The sequence below is a fragment of the Marinobacter flavimaris genome, assembly GCF_002933295.1.
In the GTDB taxonomy this organism is placed as follows: domain Bacteria; phylum Pseudomonadota; class Gammaproteobacteria; order Pseudomonadales; family Oleiphilaceae; genus Marinobacter; species Marinobacter flavimaris.
Genome location: NZ_PSSW01000016.1, coordinates 1 through 17,685, shown reverse-complemented (window position 1 = coordinate 17,685; position 17,685 = coordinate 1). Strand labels below are relative to the sequence as shown.

16 protein-coding genes are annotated in these 17,685 nt (G+C 58.4%); 3 read left to right on the top strand and 13 right to left on the bottom strand.

The genetic code is table 11. The features are described 5' to 3' along the window. Positions 1-43 precede the first annotated feature (43 nt). Positions 44-1,051 carry a hydroxyacid dehydrogenase gene (locus tag MDHKLMBL_RS19435; RefSeq protein WP_104272268.1) on the bottom strand — a complete coding sequence of 336 codons (1,008 nt, stop codon included), beginning with the start codon at positions 1,049-1,051 and terminating at the stop codon, positions 44-46. Positions 1,052-1,151: 100 nt separating this feature from the next. Beyond that, entirely contained in the window at positions 1,152-3,452 is a 2,301-nt protein-coding gene (locus tag MDHKLMBL_RS19430) for a copper-transporting P-type ATPase (RefSeq protein WP_273085731.1), read from the bottom strand. Between the two features lie 374 nt (positions 3,453-3,826). On the opposite strand from MDHKLMBL_RS19430, the gene MDHKLMBL_RS19425 reads away from it, so the two are divergent. Further along, complete coding sequence (locus MDHKLMBL_RS19425) at positions 3,827-4,867, top strand: type II glyceraldehyde-3-phosphate dehydrogenase (RefSeq protein ID WP_053114010.1); 1,041 nt, start codon at positions 3,827-3,829, stop codon at positions 4,865-4,867. A gap of 2 nt (positions 4,868-4,869) precedes the next feature. Further along, complete coding sequence (locus MDHKLMBL_RS19420; RefSeq protein WP_091854524.1) at positions 4,870-5,985, top strand: phospholipase D-like domain-containing protein; 1,116 nt, start codon at positions 4,870-4,872, stop codon at positions 5,983-5,985. A gap of 111 nt (positions 5,986-6,096) precedes the next feature. On the opposite strand, the gene MDHKLMBL_RS19415 is transcribed toward MDHKLMBL_RS19420, so the two are convergent. The 5 genes from MDHKLMBL_RS19415 to MDHKLMBL_RS19395 form a co-directional block, all read right to left on the bottom strand. Further along, positions 6,097-6,483: a DUF302 domain-containing protein gene (locus MDHKLMBL_RS19415; protein WP_091854522.1), complete on the bottom strand. Its 387-nt coding sequence runs from the start codon at positions 6,481-6,483 to the stop codon at positions 6,097-6,099. 75 nt (positions 6,484-6,558) lie between these two features. Beyond that, positions 6,559-7,968 (bottom strand): hypothetical protein, encoded by a 1,410-nt coding sequence (locus MDHKLMBL_RS19410; RefSeq protein ID WP_104272261.1) that lies wholly within the window; start codon positions 7,966-7,968, stop codon positions 6,559-6,561. Positions 7,969-7,999: 31 nt separating this feature from the next. Then, positions 8,000-8,848 carry an outer membrane lipoprotein-sorting protein gene (locus MDHKLMBL_RS19405; protein WP_104272259.1) on the bottom strand — a complete coding sequence of 283 codons (849 nt, stop codon included), beginning with the start codon at positions 8,846-8,848 and terminating at the stop codon, positions 8,000-8,002. Further along, a complete protein-coding gene (locus MDHKLMBL_RS19400) occupies positions 8,845-11,307 on the bottom strand; it encodes an efflux RND transporter permease subunit (protein ID WP_104272257.1) in 2,463 nt (820 codons plus the stop codon). Before MDHKLMBL_RS19400 ends, MDHKLMBL_RS19405 begins: the two co-directional genes overlap by 4 nt. Before the next feature lie 18 nt (positions 11,308-11,325). Next, on the bottom strand, positions 11,326-11,529 hold the full coding sequence (locus MDHKLMBL_RS19395) for a YgaP family membrane protein (RefSeq protein ID WP_053113999.1): 204 nt from the start codon (positions 11,527-11,529) through the stop codon (positions 11,326-11,328). A 224-nt stretch (positions 11,530-11,753) separates the two neighbouring features. On the opposite strand from MDHKLMBL_RS19395, the gene MDHKLMBL_RS19390 reads away from it, so the two are divergent. Continuing rightward, positions 11,754-12,059: an ArsR/SmtB family transcription factor gene (locus MDHKLMBL_RS19390; protein WP_008170014.1), complete on the top strand. Its 306-nt coding sequence runs from the start codon at positions 11,754-11,756 to the stop codon at positions 12,057-12,059. A gap of 43 nt (positions 12,060-12,102) precedes the next feature. Here the strand turns inward: MDHKLMBL_RS19390 and MDHKLMBL_RS19385 are convergent, their stop codons facing one another. The 6 genes from MDHKLMBL_RS19385 to MDHKLMBL_RS21410 form a co-directional block, all read right to left on the bottom strand. Next, positions 12,103-12,456 carry a c-type cytochrome gene (locus MDHKLMBL_RS19385; protein WP_008170016.1) on the bottom strand — a complete coding sequence of 118 codons (354 nt, stop codon included), beginning with the start codon at positions 12,454-12,456 and terminating at the stop codon, positions 12,103-12,105. Next, positions 12,453-12,767, bottom strand: coding sequence for a hypothetical protein (locus MDHKLMBL_RS19380; RefSeq protein WP_008170017.1), 315 nt, complete (start codon positions 12,765-12,767; stop codon positions 12,453-12,455). The genes MDHKLMBL_RS19385 and MDHKLMBL_RS19380 overlap by 4 nt, the downstream gene beginning before the upstream one ends. A gap of 12 nt (positions 12,768-12,779) precedes the next feature. Then, positions 12,780-13,964, bottom strand: coding sequence for a porin (locus tag MDHKLMBL_RS19375; RefSeq protein ID WP_104272255.1), 1,185 nt, complete (start codon positions 13,962-13,964; stop codon positions 12,780-12,782). A 315-nt stretch (positions 13,965-14,279) separates the two neighbouring features. Further along, positions 14,280-14,948 (bottom strand): methyltransferase family protein, encoded by a 669-nt coding sequence (locus MDHKLMBL_RS19370; RefSeq protein ID WP_053113994.1) that lies wholly within the window; start codon positions 14,946-14,948, stop codon positions 14,280-14,282. Positions 14,949-15,089: 141 nt separating this feature from the next. After that, positions 15,090-17,465, bottom strand: coding sequence for a phosphoketolase family protein (locus MDHKLMBL_RS19365; RefSeq protein WP_104272251.1), 2,376 nt, complete (start codon positions 17,463-17,465; stop codon positions 15,090-15,092). Positions 17,466-17,562: 97 nt separating this feature from the next. Further along, entirely contained in the window at positions 17,563-17,670 is a 108-nt protein-coding gene (locus MDHKLMBL_RS21410; RefSeq protein WP_341866811.1) for a hypothetical protein, read from the bottom strand. Positions 17,671-17,685: the final 15 nt, after the last annotated feature.

The following is a 17,685-nucleotide window of genomic DNA, read 5'->3' as shown; positions in this document are numbered from 1 at the left end:
GATCAAATAGGTATAGAGCATCGGCATAAAAAATCATCCTGGCTCAGTGTTTGTTCACAAGATTGCGGGGTGCACCCTCAATGAAGCCAACAATGTTTTCGCCGGTGGTCGTGAGGATTCTTTCGACAGCCTCTTTCGTATTGAACGCACTGTGCGGGGTGACGATGACGTTTCTCATGTGCTGAAGAACATGGTTGGCGAACAGCGTTTCCAGATCATGTTTCTTGTCAAAAAAGGAGCGGATCAATTCCGCCTCCTCCCTGATGGAGGGCTCATCCGGCAGTACATCAAGACCGGCAGCCGACACTTTCCCATCCGCCAGCGCGTACAGCAACGCCTGAGTGTCAACAATGGAGCCGCGAGCGGTATTAATCAGGACAACCCCGCGCTTCATCCGGGCGAACTCCCTGTCCGACAGAAGATGCTTGGCCGATTTGCTGCCAGGTACGTGCAGCGTCACCACATCGGACTGCTCAAGAAGACGATCCAAATCGACGTAAGACACGTTGTATTGATCCGCGAATACGTCATCCGGCCTGGGATCGCAGGCAAGAACGTTCAGGCGAAACCCCTGCGCTATTTCTACGACACGCTTTCCGATAGACCCGGTACCGATCACTCCCAGGGTTTTGCCTTGCAGGTCAAACCCCTGCAGGCCTTTCTGAGAAAAATCCCCCTTGCGAGTGCGATTGATCGCCTCTGGAATCTTGTGGCTAATGGCAAGGAGCAGCGCAAAAACATGCTCCGCAACAGTCTGGTCACCGTAGACGGGCACATTGCTGACTGGAATCGCATTTCTGGTGCAATACTCCAAATCGATATGGTCGTATCCCGTCGACCGGGTAGCAATGAACTTCAGATGCTCAAAACAGTCAAGGACCGAGTGGTCCAGGACCGAATGAACGAAAGGGGAGATGATATCGGCGTCCCTGTATAGCCCAACGTTGGCTGTTCCGAGTTCCTCGTCCGTGAAAACAACCTCATGATTGCAGCAGGCCTGCTGCAGAATATCGCACTCCCACTTCTCTGCCTCAAAGAACACAATTTTCATTAGTTTTCCCTGGCCAAACTGATTTTTACTCCGACCTCAGCACAGGTAGCCACAGGATGGGGCTACCTGTGCTGAGGTCATCGATATGGTCGTTTCGCGCCTAGACTTTCTCTCGACGCAAACGCAGGGAGTTCATCACCACTGACAACGAGGACGCACTCATTGCAAAAGCGGCAAAGATCGGTCCTATCAGAATGCCAAAAAATGGGTAGAGTACGCCCGCAGCTATTGGCACACCCGCGCCGTTATAGACCAGGGCAAAAAACAGATTCTGCTTGATATTCCGCATCGTCGCCTGGGACAGCCGCCTGGCGCGGACAATGCCGTCGAGGTTACCCTTAACCAGGGTAAAGCCCGCACTCTCAATGGCGACATCCGCGCCGGTTCCCATCGCAATGCCAACATCGGCCTGGGCCAGGGCGGGTGCGTCATTTACGCCGTCCCCCGCCATCGCTACCTTGCGCCCCTGGCTCTGAAGTTCGCGAATGATGCTGGCCTTGTCCTCTGGCAGCACATCGGCACGAATCTCATCGATACCGAGTTTACCCGCCACCGCCTTTGCCGTGCGCTCATTGTCGCCAGTTGCCATGATTATGCGGAAACCAGCGGCGTGTAGCGCCTTCAGCGCAGCGGGTGTCGTTTCCTTGACTGGGTCAGCAACACTGACCAGGCCCGCAACAGCGCCCTCAAGCACCACAAACATGACCGTTTCGCCCTCGTCGCGCCGGCCATTGGCTACCTCCATCAGATGGCCGCCGTCCAAGCCCAGTTCCTCCAGCAGCTTGGCATTGCCCAATGCCACCGGGTTGCCATCCACAACACCCTTAACCCCCTTGCCTGTAACGGCTTCAAAGTCATCGGCCTTTCCAAGCATTACGTTACGCGCCTCGGCGCCGGAAACGATGGCTTCGGCAAGTGGATGCTCTGACCCCTTCTCCAGTGTGGCAGCAAGCCTGAGGACCTCGGTCTCGTCATGACCCGATTCCGGCAGCACAGCCACGAGCCTGGGCTTGCCTTCCGTCAAGGTACCGGTTTTATCCACAATCAAGGTATCCACCTTGGCAAAACGCTCCAGGGCTTCGGCGTTCTTGATCAGCACACCCAACTGGGCGCCTCGCCCTGTCGCCGTCATGATTGACATGGGCGTAGCCAACCCCAATGCGCAAGGGCAAGCGATGATAAGCACCGCTACCGCAGACACGAGCGCATACGACAAAGCTGGCGCCGGTCCCCAGATGGCCCACGCCACAAAGGACAGGGCGGCTATGGCAATAACCGCCGGTACGAACTTGCCGGCCACCATATCGGCAAACTTCTGGATAGGCGCGCGGCTACGCTGGGCGTTGGCAACCATTTCGACAATCTGACTGAGCGTAGTATCCGCACCAACCCGGGTCGCCTCCATAACCAGGCTTCCGGTACCGTTGATGGTGGCCCCGGTGACCTTGTCTCCTTCCACCTTCTCTACCGGAACTGGCTCCCCGGAAATCATCGACTCATCAATGGAAGAGCGACCTTCAACAACCACGCCGTCAACGGGCACCTTATCACCGGGCCGAACACGCAGGTGATCACCGACCTTCACATCCTCCAGAGCGACTTCTTCCTCGGTTCCATCGGGCCGGATCAGGCGCGCCGATTTCGCGGCCATGTCCAGCAACGCACGTATGGCTTTACCTGTGCCCTCACGGGCCCTCAGCTCCATCACCTGGCCCAGCAGAACCAGCGTGACGATAACGGCTGCCGCCTCAAAATAAACGCCGACGTTTCCTTCAGAATCCCGGAAGCCTTCCGGGAAGATCCCTGGCACAAGCACCGCTACGATGCTGAAGATATAGGCCGCCCCAACTCCCATGCCGATCAGGCTGAACATATTCAGGTTCATTGTCCGAAACGAGATGTAACCGCGAGCAAAGAAGGGCCAGCCGGACCATAGGATTACAGGAGTAGCAAGCACCAGTTCAATCCAGAGTGACAAACGCTCACCGAAGAAGTCGCGAACCGCCATGACACCGATATAGGGAGTCATGGTCAAAATCAGCAAGGGCACTGAAAATGCCAGGGCAACCCAGAGCCGATGAGAAAAGTCCACCAACTCCGGGTTGGGCCCCTCATCTTCCGCGGTGGCCGATTCCTGCTCCAGTCCCATACCGCACAGAGGACATGCCCCGGGCTTTGTCTGTCGGACTTGAGGGTGCATGGGACAAGTGTAAACCACCCCCGAATACCCGGGTGGTACACGGTCATATGTTCGATCGTCGCCTGACGGTTTTTCATGATCTCCAGAACAATGGTGAGAGTGATCTGAATGAGAACTCACTTTATTGTTTTCCAGAGGCACAAGGTGCATCCCGCATTTCGGGCAATTCCCAGGCTCATCAGATATGACCTCCGGATGCATCGGGCAGGTATACCGGCCCTCCGACTCCTTCCCAGCACTATCTTTGATAGCAGAACTATTTTCTTTGGCAGACATCTTCCGATCATCCTTTCGATGGTTTCATACCATTCGAGCCTCTCAAGGTTCGACCTGGTCATAAGCAATGTAGTTGCCCTCTACTGCACTCCATTCCACTACGCCCGGATGAACTGAACCTGAAAAGCATTTCTGTGCTTTGCATTTTTTTGATCACCATCAACTTTTCGGTAAAGCCATTGCCCTGAGCTACGCGTCAAACCGGACTTTCAGCTGAAATTCAGTCTTTGCCTATAATCTGGTCACTTAAGCAACATAACAGTTCGCTCGCCCCTTTTCAGAAGCTGGAGATACAAAAGATGGTCGGTCAGAGAATTATTCGCGTCGCGGTCAACGGTTATGGCGTTATCGGCAAACGGGTAGCGCAAGCCGTTGCGGTACAAAAAGACATGGCTGTGGCTGGCGTAGCTGATGTCGCGCAGGACTGGCGAGTGAGGGCCGCGCTGAGTAGAGGGTATGCCCTGTACGGCGCGACTGAAGAGCACGCCGTTGCCATGGGCGCAGCCGGGCTTGATGTTTCCGGCACACTGGATGACTTACTTGAAGCCGCGGACATCGTGGTGGACTGTACACCGAAACACCTGGCCAGCAAGAACATCGAAACCTACCGGCGGCTCGGTATCAGGTTCATCGTTCATGGCGGCGAGAAACATCAAAGCACGGGCCATTCATTCGTTGCCGAGGCCAACTACGCCAGCGCTGTCGGCCGTGACTGCACACGCGTCGTATCGTGCAACACGACGTCGATCATTCGTACCCTGTCAGCGCTCAAACGCCACGGCTTGCTGGACCGGGCACGGGGAACCCTTCTGCGCCGGGCCACCGATCCCTGGGAGAGCCACCAGGGCGGGATCATGAATACCGTCGTGCCAGAGCCGGAGATTCCCAGTCACCAGGGCCCGGACGCCCAAAGTGTCGACCCGGACCTGGATGTGGTAACCATGGCGGTCAAGGTTCCGGAGACACTGGCCCACCTGCACTACTGGTCCGTTCAACTGACACGTGAGGCGAGCAAGGACGAAGTGCTCGATGCGTTCCGCACCTCCTCCCGCATTGTTTTCCTCCGGAACAGCGACGGGCTAAGCGCGATCAACAGCGTCAAGGAGTTGATGGCCGACCTTGGCCGACCTCACGACAGCCTGTATGAAGTCGCGCTTTGGGAAGACATGCTCAAAGTGCAGGGCAATGAGCTGTTTTATGCCTATATGGTCGACAACCAGGCGATTGTTGTTCCGGAAACCATCGATGCCATACGCGCACTGACCGGGGCCGAACCCGATGCGGAAACGTCGATCAGAGACACCAACGACAGCCTGGGTATCGGCTCTTTGGGGTTATAGATATGGACGGCAACCCCGGCGACGTCGCCTGTGAACCCGAGGGCGGAGCCGTGAAGGGTGTGTTCAGGCTGTTCGGTGAGGGAGACGAACTCTATGCGGAGATGATTCGCTCGGTCCGTGCTGCCACCCAGCGTATCTTTCTTGCTTCGTATATCCTCGCGGCGGACGAGGTGGGGACTGAACTGCTTGATGAACTGATGAAGCAGTCCCGCCACGGCCTCGACGTGCGCATTCACGTTGATGCGCTGGGCTCAAGCAGCGTCCTTACCCGAAAGCACCGACGCCAGCTCAGAGCCGCCGGCATCCGTCTTCAGCGCTTTCACCGCTGGAGTTGGCGGCAACCGATGCGTTACAACCGTCGCGACCATCGCAAGCTGCTGGTCATTGACGGCAAAACAGCGTACCTCGGCGGCTTCAACATTCATCGCGAAGGCTCGAGGCGCTATTACGGCCCAAAGCGTTGGCGCGACGTGCATGTGTGCTTCGAGGGGCCTCTGGCGGCGGAGGCTGACGCTCTGTTTGACGCCTTCTGGTGCGGTCACCCTGACTGGAGCCCACAGAGTCATACCATCGGTGACAGCCGGATCACTCCCAATACCACACGCGCCTGCCGCATCCAGCTGCGGTGCTCCATCAAAGACCAACTGGCTGGAGCATCCGACAAAATCTGGCTGGCGACGCCCTATTTCGTACCGGACCGGGGATTGCGCAAACAACTTGCTCTCGCGGCCCGCCGTGGAGTCGATGTGCGGATCCTGACCACCGAAAAGACCGACTCGACCCCCGCACAATGGGCGGCCCGCGCCATTTACGGAGAACTGTTGGAACACGGCGTTCGCATATTCGAGTACACGCCCCGGCTAATGCATTCCAAAGTGCTGCTCGTTGACGATGTCTGGGGAAGCATAGGGACAGCGAACTTCGACTACAGAAGTTTGTTTATTAACTATGAACTGACGCTGATTTCCACAAACGAAGCCTTGAATGGCCAGTTAAGAAACGAGTTCGTAACTGATTTGCTGGATGCCAGTGAAATCACTGGCATCGCCTGGAAACACCGCGGCTTCATGAAAGGCGTGTATGACACGCTTGGCCTGTTGCTACGCAAGTGGCTTTGACGTGGGCCGACTTAGATCGGGGCTCAACTTGCCTGGTATGCCGAACCAGGGGCCCAGCCACCCGGTGCGGCAATGATTAAGGACGCAGCGAGTGCTTTGGTGCGAGTCGAGTTAGACCGCCTTGATAATCTCAGACAGCCTATCTCTCACCTCACCCGCAATATGCTTGAGTTGCTCATTTTCGATCGCTGTCATGGATAACACGGGATCAACCGCACTGACTTCAACGCCCTCCGGGGTCTCGCGCAGTATGACATTGCACGGCAACATAGCGCCTACCCGGGGTTCCACGCCAATGGCTTCCCAAGCCATGGCTGGATTGCAGGCACCGAGAATTCGGTAGGCGAGCATGTCCTTGTCCAGTTTCTTTTTCATGGTGGCCTTAACATCAATTTCTGTCAGAACCCCGAAACCCTGATCGGCCAGGGCCTTGCGGGTTCGCTCATCCACTGTCTCGAAATCCACATTCTGAATTACGCGATTCATTGTGTAAGACATATACATTTCCTTTTCTTTGGGTAAACCGAGTGAGGCCTATAGTAGCCAGCCCTTCAATATCAACACCTAACCTTTTCAGAACCCATAGCGTACCCCCAGATACAGGTTATTGTTGTCCTCAAACTGACCGAAGAAGGTTTCCTCCTGGGCGCCGAAAAACAGGTTTCCGCCGGCTTCAACAGAGAGATGGTCATCAACCTGATAGCCCACCCGGGGGCGCAGGTACGCGTCCCGGTCCGAGGGCGAGTAGAACAGGAACAACGACCACTCCAGATTCTGGCTGTGTGTCAGCCATGTCAGCCGCTGGGTGAGGACGTGGCGATTCTCGTCTCGCACCGGGGCACCCGGGGGCAAGGCCCGCCGGTAGGCCTCAAACTCGCCCATGCGCTCAAGGTAGTATTGCAGGCCCAGGGTCAGGTTACGGGCAATTTCCTGCTCATAGCCGAGCAGCAGGCGCAGCTCGCTGTTGCGTACTGTGGGATCGTCGCCATCGCGGTCTGCGCGGGAATCGTAATAGCCCAGCTCGACGTTGCCGATGCCGGCCCCCACCGGCCCGCGCAGGCTGGCGCCGAGCACCGACAGCGGAGGAAACCTGGCCCGACCGCTGGCCGGATCAGCCCCGGCCGGGCTCTTCCAGAAGCCGTCGTAGCCGTAGAGCGCGACCTCGTAGGCGCCAAGGTTACGGTACAGCCGGGCGGCCCACTCGTCGTCTTCGAACGCGTCCGCCGGGCGGCCCGCCAGTACAACCGCATTGCGCCCGGTCAGCCGCCCTTGCCCTGTGTTGAAGAAAGAGAGACGGCGACCGTCGATGAAGCGATCCGCGTCAAACCGGGGGGTGTAGACAAGGTCAAGATTGGCCCAGCTGGAAAAAGCCGAAACCTTCAGCGCGTCCGAGGGCGCCTTGAGGTACTCCACATCGCGGCCGATAAAAAACGAGACCCAGTCCTTGGGAAACAGATCGTTGATGAACACCAGGTCGCCGGTTCCCCAGGTTAGTATCTGGCGCCCCAGCTTGACATCGGTATCCGCGCTCGGCGAAAACACCAGGCTGGCCTCGCGCAGGTCGAACGCGCCCTCACCCGATTCCAGGTCCACCGACCGATCATCGTCCAGGTCGTCATAGAGAAAATCGCCGGTAAGGCGCAGCGTTACTCCCTTGAAATACTTCTCCGCCTCGAGCTGCAACCGGGTTTCGGCGATGGAGAGATCGCGCTGGTGAGGATCATCGCCCAGCCGGGTTCCGCCGCGGGCCTCCCAGAAGCCGCGCAGACGAAATGGCAGCGCCGCCGCAGCCGATCGGTCGGTGGTCTGTTCTGCTCCGGTCTCACCCCCGAGGCCCGCTGGCAGGGCCGGTTCTGCGGTATCACTGGCTGGCGCACCCAGCCCCTCCGGCAGCTCGGGCGCGGCCGCCCATAGCGCCCCGGGCGCTGCACCGAGAACGATACCCGTCAGCAACATGCCCCAGAGCAGGCTTCTGGTGTTCATCCACGCCCTCCTGCCCTCAGTGCACCGGTGGTCACTGCAAGTACTCCCTCGGTGCCCGGCGCAGATACCGCTCCGAAAACACGTCTTCCGGCAGGCCCAGGTCATAGTCAATGCCGCTGTAGGTCAGCTCCGTAGTGCCACCGTTACGCAGATTCTCCATCCTCGCCTTGACGACCGTGGGGTAACCCTGAATGTTCTCCACCGCCAGCGCGGTGTAACGCCGGTAGAGGTTGTCACTGTCGTCGATATACTCGGTGCGAACCGGCAGGAACGACTGCTTGTGGATATAGACATCGTAGTAGGCGAACTCAACCTCCCCGGGCCTCTTGGGTTTGTTGCGCACTACGTAGTAGTTATCCGTGGTTTCAATCAGCTCATGGCTGTCGGCATCAATACTGCGCCCGGAGATGTCCTCGTAGAAGAAATCCGAGCCGACGAAGCTGGTGCGTTTGTCGGAAGCGGCAATTCGCTTAACCAGATCCAGCGCCGGCAGGTACAGCCAGCGGTCGTCGTCCCGGTCCTGGTGTTTCCAAACCAGCAACGTCATCTGGCTCACATCCGCCGGTCGTCGGAAATAGACATAGTACTTCTGCTCGCCGAGATAGGCGCCCCCCTCAACGGCATCTGTCTCCGGACCGTCTCTCCGCAAAATGGTGAGTTCGCGACTACGGGTACGCCCCTGGCTATCCGTGATGGTCATAGCGACCCTGGCGCGGCCATCACGCCCCTGAAAGTAGGAGACCATATTGGCACGGTTGACAATGCGCTCCACCGAGGGCGCAGCGCCGGCATCCTGGGCCAGGGCAATGGGCGTGATGCCCAGAGCGATCACCACCAGGGCCAGCTTTTGGAACAGGGTAACAGGCCAGTATCTACTCATTGCACGCCTTCCTCTTGGTTTTGCGGATTCGGGGCGGCCCTGCGGGCACCGGGAAACAGCCATCGTTGCAGCAGGGTTACCAGTGCCGGCAGGATCAGCAGTGTGCTCAGGCCGGCGGTCAACAGAATGGCCGCGATAAATACCCCCACCGTCTGGTAGGGCACGAGCGGCGCCGCCAGCAGCGGCAGGAAACCAACGCCGAGCACGATGGCGTTGCGGGTTATTGCTCGTGCAGGCTCACCGAACATCGGTGCCACCGAGCGACGCCAGGAGCCGGTCTCGGCCTGAGTGGCGCGGGTACGGGCCAGGAAGTGGATGGCGTAGTCCACGGCGAGCCCCAGACTCAGGGCGCTCAGCACGGCGACCGGCATATCGTAATTCTTGCCGACAATGCCGATCAGACCGTAGATGGCCCCGATAGTCACGGTCAGGGGGATCATGCACAGCAGGCCCCAGAGCAGAGAGCGGAACAATAGGGCCATCAACAGGAGCACAACAACGAAACTGCCGAACAGGGCCATGGCCATGCCGCTGACCATTTTTTCCTGCCAGACGACATTGATATAGTTAAGACCAAACCAGCGTGCCTGGATCGACGCAGGCGGAGGGTTGGCCGCGATGAAGTCGTCGAGCGCCTGAACCACCCGGCTCATATCCCGGTTGTCGCCACTGGTAAGCTGAACCCAGATGCTGGCACGGCGGTAGTCGGGGGTAACGAAGTGCCAGAGATCCTGGGGGCGGTGGCCATTCTGGTAGGTGAGCAGGGTCTGCGCAACCGCCGCCGGACTGTCCGGAATGCGAAAGGCTCCGGCATCGCCGCCCAGCAGTTCGCGGTGAACGGTTTTGACCAGATCGGCGACGGAGTTGGACTTGCCGACCACGCCGGTCTCGCCCAGCCGCTGCTGCAACCTGGCGATGTAGCGCAGGACTTCGGGGCGTTTGAAGATCTGGTTGTCCTGGGCCGCGTTATCCCCCTCCGGAACCAGCGCCAGATAGGCCATGTAGGTGCCGCCGAAATGTTCGTTGAGCACCCGGTCTGCCACCCGGATGGGGTGCTCGGGCTCGAACCACTTGACCGGGTTATCGTTGATGCGGATCAGGCTGATGCCATAACCGGCGGCCACCACCACGACCATGGTAACCACCAGCACCGCCCTGGCGTGGCTGACCACGCCCTCGCCGAGGCGACGCAGCCAGCGCCCCATGACCGTATCCTGGTCCGGGTCCCCGGCGGCGTGACCGAAGCCGGTGAGCCGCCGCTCCGGCATCAGCATGATGTAAGCCGGAATGAAGGTCACCGTGCACAACCAGGCCAGGAACACACCAATCGCGATAAAGATGCCGAACACCTGAACGGGCGGGATCGGGGTGAGTGCCAGTGAGGCAAACCCCGCCATCGTCGTCAGGGTGGTGAACAGCATCGGCTTGAACAGTATCCCCATAACCTCCCGGATGGCCCGGTGGCGGTCACGATGCAGGGGATAGCGGTCGAAGAATTCCGAGAGGATATGCACCGCGTCCAGCACCGCAATGGGCATGATGAATACGGGGATCATCGAGCTCATGATGTGGACGGTGCTGCCGCTGATCACCAGCAGCGCCATGGTGCTCGCGGCCGCCACCATGGCCACGATCATCGCCGAGGTAATGAGCCGGACGTGGCGGAAGAACCACCACATCACCAGGAAGATGACCAGCATTGCCAGTGGCGCCGAGATCGCCATCTGGTAGAACATCTGCACACCAAAGGTGTCCTCCGCCACGGGCAGCCCGGTGATGTAGACCTGATCGCCGGTATCCTTCCAGCCAGCGACTTTGTCAAGCAGGGCTTCGCGGACCCGGTAACTCATGTCCTTGCTGGTCAGCGGCAGGTAAAGGGCGACTGCCTTACCATCGGCGCTGACCAGGGTATTGTCGAACAGCGGAATGCGTTGCGCCCGCTCAAGAATAGCGAGCGCCTGGTTGCGGGTATCCGGCGGCTCTGGCATGAGCCAGCTGAAACGAACCGAGCCGACCCCCTCTTGCTCAATGTTGTCGACCCGCGAGAGCGCGAGCATATCCTCCTCAACCACGCCCTCCTGCCGGCCCGGGTTGTCCGGATCGGGCCACCTGAGCGTACTGGCATACTCCGTCAGCTCATAGATGCGCCGCAGCGAACCGACATTGAATACCCCGTCAGGGTTGCTTTCGTTGACCACACCCACCACGACCATGTCATAAAGCGAGAATTGCTCCTTCATATCGTCGTGGAAAACGCGCACGGGTTCGTCGGAAGAGAGCATGTTCTCGGGGTCGGTATCGATGGTCAGCGGATTAAGCAGACCGAACCGCTCGGGCCAGACGCTTGGCAGCGCCGCCAGCGCCACCAGCGCCAGCGTGGCAACCACCATGGCCCAAACGGTCAGGCGAGGACGGTCAGTGGCGAACTGTAGCCACGAACTCTCGGTGTTTTCAGACATTTACAGTGCCTCCGTGCGTCAATCGAAGGCGGCGCCGGGCTTCTTGCCCAGGGCCTTGAGGATCTTCGCCAGAGGGCAGAATCCGCTGAAGGCAGCCTGCAGCATGTTGGCGCCCACAAACGCGGTGAACCACAGCCAGTAAGGCGAGTGGAGCTGGGAGAGAGCCAGACTTACAAGAATGAAAGATCCTGCGAAGGCGAGTACAAGGCGGTCGATAGACATATGCCCCTCCTGTTATAGTAGCGCGTTCCGGCACTTTCAGCAGATTGCGCACTGCGCTGGCTGCACTGAAAGCACCCGTACACAATACCTGGCATGGCCACGTGCCGGACCATGGAGAGCCGGGGCCTGCCAGACGACGACGGGCAACACTTGACTACCTGGCCAAGAGCAGCCGATCATCTGAACCAAGCCTAACATGTTCACGATTGCAGAGCTATGAATGTATGAATAAAAATCAGATGTCGGAAGCGGCGGATCAGGCCACCAATCTGCTAAAGGCCCTCTCCGGGCGGAGCCGGCTGATGATCCTCTGCCAACTGGTCGACGGCGAGCAGGCGGTGAGCGAACTTGCGGATGCACTGGAGATGCGCCAGGCGGCCGTCTCCCAGCAACTCGCCCTGCTGCGCAAGGACGGCCTGGTATCTGCGCGCCGCGAAGCGCGGACCATACACTACTCCCTGGCGGGAGAGGAGGCGCGCCGGATCATAGAAGTTCTGTATGAGCTGTTCTGCGATAACGACGCATGCTAAGAAGTAGGGCAACAAGGAGTTTCGAGTTGCCCTACTTCAACTACTAATTGCTGGCAAAGGCCTGGCGCATGTATAGAACCATGGCCTCCGCCTGCTCCTTGGTCAATGAGCTGATGCCACCCTTGGCGGGCATCGCCATGGATGAGCCGGGGCTCTTGAAACCCTCCATGATATTGGTAACCAATACATCGTCACTCTTGGTCAGCCGGCCATCGCTCTTTGTGAAGTCAGGAACGCCGGGCAGCTTGCCCTTTCCGTCTGCGCCATGGCAGGCAACGCAGGTGGAGTTATAGAGCTTTTCGCCGGCTTCCACGCTGTCCGCCTGAGCCGCGGCTCCGCCTGAGTAGGCAAAGCTCCCGGCGACCAGGCTGGCGATCAGAAAAGACGATCGTTTCATTTATTCTCCCCCTTATTATCTGCCGGATCATTGGCTTTCTGGAGGAAGGTCAGGATATCCCTTGTTTCCTGCCCGGTTAAGCCCGCTCTGAGACGCATGTGAAGCACGGATGGCTCCCAGAAATCGTCACGGAACTCGGCCGGGTCGCGCATGTTATGACACCGTGCGCAGTTGTCGGCCCATGACTGGGCGCCCCGGACGAACGCCATGGGATCGTCGGCGTCCTGGGCAGCGGCTGAACCTGCGCCACCGAAGAAAAGCGCAGCCATGAGTGCAGCATTACTGATGAGGTTGCGGTTCATTAGTTTCATGTTAATACCCTCTTAAAAGCCGTAAGCCAACTGAACGTTGAAGCGTTCGTCATCGTCGATAGCGTTGTCATCGTAATCGTCCACGGTGTAGGCCGCCTTGATGATAACGTGGTTTGCGAACAGGTAATTCACCCCAACGGACCACTGGGAGCGGTTTGCATCGGCACCCGGGGTGTCCAGGTCACCTATGCGGACAACGCCTTCCCACTTGGTATCCGGCACCCGGTAGGCCGCCTGCGCATACCAGGCAGTGTATTCGAGTTCTTCGGTCACCGCGCCACCGGCAACCGCGCTGTTGGCTTCGCTTCCCACGGTCTGCTGGATGAATTCACCGCGCAGCTGCAGGGTGTCAAGGTTGTAAACGGCGTCCGCACCCAGGACTGTGTAGTCACGGTCCGGCTCTCCCGCCGCCAGGTCAGACACATCGTGCCCCTCGGCCACTCCGATCTTGCCCAGGGCGCCGGACAGGCCCAGCTCCAGCGCAGGCACCGGCAGGAACCCTACCCGGCCACCGTAGACGAAATTACCATCGCCATTGGATGCGGCAGCCTCGGTTTCCAGTTCAATTTCCACTTCTTCGCCGGGATCAGCATCAACAACAAGGGTCGGACCGTTCGAGGTGAACAGCGCATAGTTGGCGCGCATCGACCCGCTCAGCGGAATGCCGCCACGCAACTGAACGCCCAGGTCGGAGAGCGGGGCTGCGCCCCCGTGACCAAAGCCCACGGGCGCGGTCGGCAGCTTGTTGATCCAGCTTGGGTGGACATTCTGGCGGAACTGGCCGATCGGACTCAGGAACTTGCCCGCCACCAGCGCCATGTAATCGTTCAGCATGAGATCGATGGTCGCATATTCTGCTGCGATTTCGGTTTCACCGTCCGCATTCGTCTCGATTTCAAGTTCGCCTTCAAACAGCACCCTGTCGGAAAACTGAAAATGAAAGATCGGCGCAAATCGTGCTGCCGTAAAACCGTCTTCCTGTCGATCAGAGCCCGCTATGGCATCAACGTTGGCGTATCCGGCCATGTGCAGCTTGGACAGCGTATCGAGGTTGTTGCTCTTTACATCCTCCCGCAGTGCCGCCATCTGCGACTCAAGGTTGGCAATTTTTGACTCAGTATCTTCGTTTGCGATTGCAGTCCCGCTGGCGAGTACGGAGGCCGCAAGCGACAGCTTGATAAAATGGAGTTTTTTCATAGGTGCACCCTTCTGGGTTAGATGAAGAGACGTATATAGCTGTTCCGGAAAAGGCTTTCGAATAAAGCCATCGATCCAAAACATGAACAATTAGACACCCTTGACCTGAAACGAAACTGAAATTGTCAGTTGTGCCGCCCTTATCTTGATGCAAGTCAGTTTTTACAATGGCCGGATATCATGAGATTGAGCCAGCACCGTATGTGGGGGCGCCACGCAGTATAGTCAGACACCCGGGAATGATCGCTCCTGTACGCCGTCTCAACGGAATCGAGCCTGATGCGAACCAGTCGACCGGCAAAACCAATACCTGCGTCACACCGTATCATTTTCACTACTATTTCGTGACGCAGCGGCGAGCTGACGCCACCGCCCCCAGCGGGGGATGAACATCGGCACCTGCCGCTGGTAGGCACGGTACTCCTCACCAAACTCCTTGAGCACCTGCCGCTCCTCACGTCGAGCCAGCCATGTGTAGACAAGCACGATCACCGGAAAAAGGCCGACCGAGAACAGCGTCGGCCAGTGCACCACACCTTCTCCAAACAGAGCGATGAATAGCCCCGTATACTGCGGATGCCGCACATACGCATACAAGCCGTCTTTCACCAAACGGTTTTCACCTCGCGCCTTGTGGACCTGACGCCACCCCTGAATAAAGAGGCCGATCCCGGTGAACGCGAGCGCATAGCCGAGCAACATTGAGACCAACATCCCGGTTTCGCCCAGCCCTACCAGGGTCGACCACAGGCTGGCGCTGACATACTCACTGTCGAGGCCAAAAAAACGCACCAACAGATAAATAGTGAGCGGAAAACCGTACATTTCCGCATAAAGCGCAATGATGAAGGCCTGCACCACTCCGGCGCCGGCCCATTCCCGCCAGTTTTTCGGCGCGAAATAACGGTAAAAGAACCAGGACACCAGAACGATAACGATCAGTGTGATGCCCCAGGCCCCAGCGTGATTGAACGATTCATTCATAGCATGATTGACCTGTATGTGGGGCGGCTAGCTGAATCGGTTGCCGCCCGGATTGTTTTAGTGTGAGAATCAGTACGGTGATCACCAACGCTTTACTTTTCCCCGTAAAGACTGTTGTAAATCGATCCTCGCGCTCCATCGCTACAATGTCGCCTTATCAGCGCCTGAGGAGCCACTTTTTGACAGGATCGCCTGCACTATCGAATGGGCATCACATTTGTTGGCCTGCAGCAGCCCCGATGTATCCAGGGTGCCACCATGGTTTTCATAGCCAAACGCCAGCGTCCGGTCGGGTCCGAGATCGAGAGGACGGCAGATTCCCAGCAAGGCCTCTGGGCGCATATGGCAGACGAACACTCTGAGTTTTGTATCGTGGGGAAACAGCTCGGCCCTGTAAGAAGTACCAGACTGATGTCCTGACTCGATTGGATCCCGGGGACTCCGGAATCGACCGGGCTCGAGAAGGCAGACCACACCACTCGAAAGCCCTCTCTGAGCCAGCGCTTCGGCAACCTCAAGGCAAACCCGGAGTTGATAGGCGCCGACAGCGATCAACTGCACATCACCGGCTTCACCAAGAGCGATGGCACCATCCCGGAGCAATTGCACAGCCTGACGGCCGTCAAAAACGGCAGGCAGTTTTGCCTTGGGAACCGTCATGGCCCAGAACTGCCCCTGGGTTCGAAAACACTCGTTAAGGCACGCCACAGCACTATTGCAGTCGGGAGGATAGACAACGCGGGCAGTGTCACTCATTTCTCCCATCAGGACTTCGCCGAAGGCCGGGTCCTGATGAGACTGCTCGTTCTTGCCGTTTTCCCAGAGGTGCGACGTCGCAATGACCGGCACGGATAACCATCGGGCGGGCCGACCGAGACTTTTCTGGTGTCGCGCAAAAATAATTTCCTGCCGAAGAGCGCCAATCATTTTCATGGCAAACGCTTCGTAGGACACCACCAGATTCATACCTCCCTTATTACCCAGAGCGGCGCTGACAACGGCCTCCTCATTCAGGGCTGTGATTACCGAGCCGTGAAGGGATTCCGCAAGGCCGGGCTCGGGCGTCAGGGTGCGATGCTTCAGAAGGTCAAGCGACTGGTTCATCTGATTACTACGCAATTCATCCGGGTTCCCCAGGCGAATACGAAGCGCCGGGTTGGCCTTTACAAGGGCAACAAACTGCCGATCAATCGCAACCATGGGCGACTCTGATACCGCCGTTTGCAACCAGACCGGTTCGGGCACAGTTTGCAGCTTGACGTCACGACAGCTCAGCGGATGATCCTTTTCCGCAGGCCGATCGTCTGCCCGGTGAGTTGCCAGCACGTCGCGGGCGCCGTGAATCTCGATCTCGGGCACAAACAAACGGGCAATGGATTCGTTAAAGTGCCTGCGCGAGACCTCATCAAATCTCGGTATTGCCGGAAGCGGGGTACCATGCGCCGCGTTTGAGCCAGCACCATAGAAACCATAGCCTTTGACCGTCTCGGCAATCAGATAGGGGAGCTTTACAGGGTACCTCATGTGGCCGGCGCTGACCTGTTCGCTGCACGCCTGAAGCCTCGATTCGGCCTCGAAGATGCCCCAGATAAAGGCCGCAGGATCGCGGCCATCAATGAGTATGGGGTAAAAGCCATTGAGTTCCAGGTGTTGCCGGAACCAGTCTGTCCCCCCTTGCAGAAAAATCGTTGAACGTTGATCGATGCGGCGGCCGTTGGCAATCATCACCGGGGTCACCAGGCCACAGTCCTCAGCTCGCCACCAGCGGCTTGCCCAGTCGCTGCCCCGCTGCTCCTCAAATGCCCCATCACTGAGAAACGCGACCAGACGCTCCCCCGGCAGCGGCATGTGGGTGTATTGCAGTTCAGCGAAGCCCAGATATCCGCCCTCGATCAGCCCGCCGGCAGTGTGGGGGTTGACGTGACTGCCCAGGGGAACCCCCGGTGTGCCATCCGGAGTGACGGCGTAGCTGTAAAAGTCACTCACCAGCCGGGACAGCCCCGCCTCGTCGAGCGTGTACCGAGCCTGCTGTTCTGGATGCAGATTGCCGAGCAGTATGTTGACGCTTTCGATAGCCGCCACACAGTGCCCCTGCCCCATCAGCCAGCTACGGGTCAGCCCCGCCAACGCGTTGGCGGCCGTGTAGCCAAGATAGGCAGGCACCATGTTCAGCGAACCACCGGTATGCCCCTGGGGATTTTCCTTGAAGTCATCCGCCGCCAGCGGCTGTCCGGACAGGTCCACTCTGCTGGCATAAGTCATGTGGGCTACCAGCCACATGGCCGCGTTGGTGAGGGTGTCTGCAGCCTCGAAAATAATCAGGGCATCGTCGAGCGAGTCATAACGCCCGGCACAAACGAGTTCCTGGCACAGGTCGAACACGCGCACCTGGGTCAAATCGGTATGTTCGATCACCCCGCGCCCTTTTGCCCAGTTGGCAAACTGGGGGTAACGCTGCCGGTATTGGGCAGCACGCTGCTGGATTCGATGTGAATCCTCAATGGAATAGCCGTTCATGATCTCTCCCTGATAACTCTACTGACGTTAATGGTGGCCTACTAGAAATCCTCGCCGTAAATATCCGGATTACCCCGGGTATTTGCCCGGTCTCACATCAAAGACGCAAAATGGATTGGTAGCCTGCCACATCCACCTCAAACCGGGTGTTCTGACGCAAGTGATCCTTCATGGCCTCCAGCGCATCAGGGTCTCCATGAATCAAGTTGATCGGCGTTTC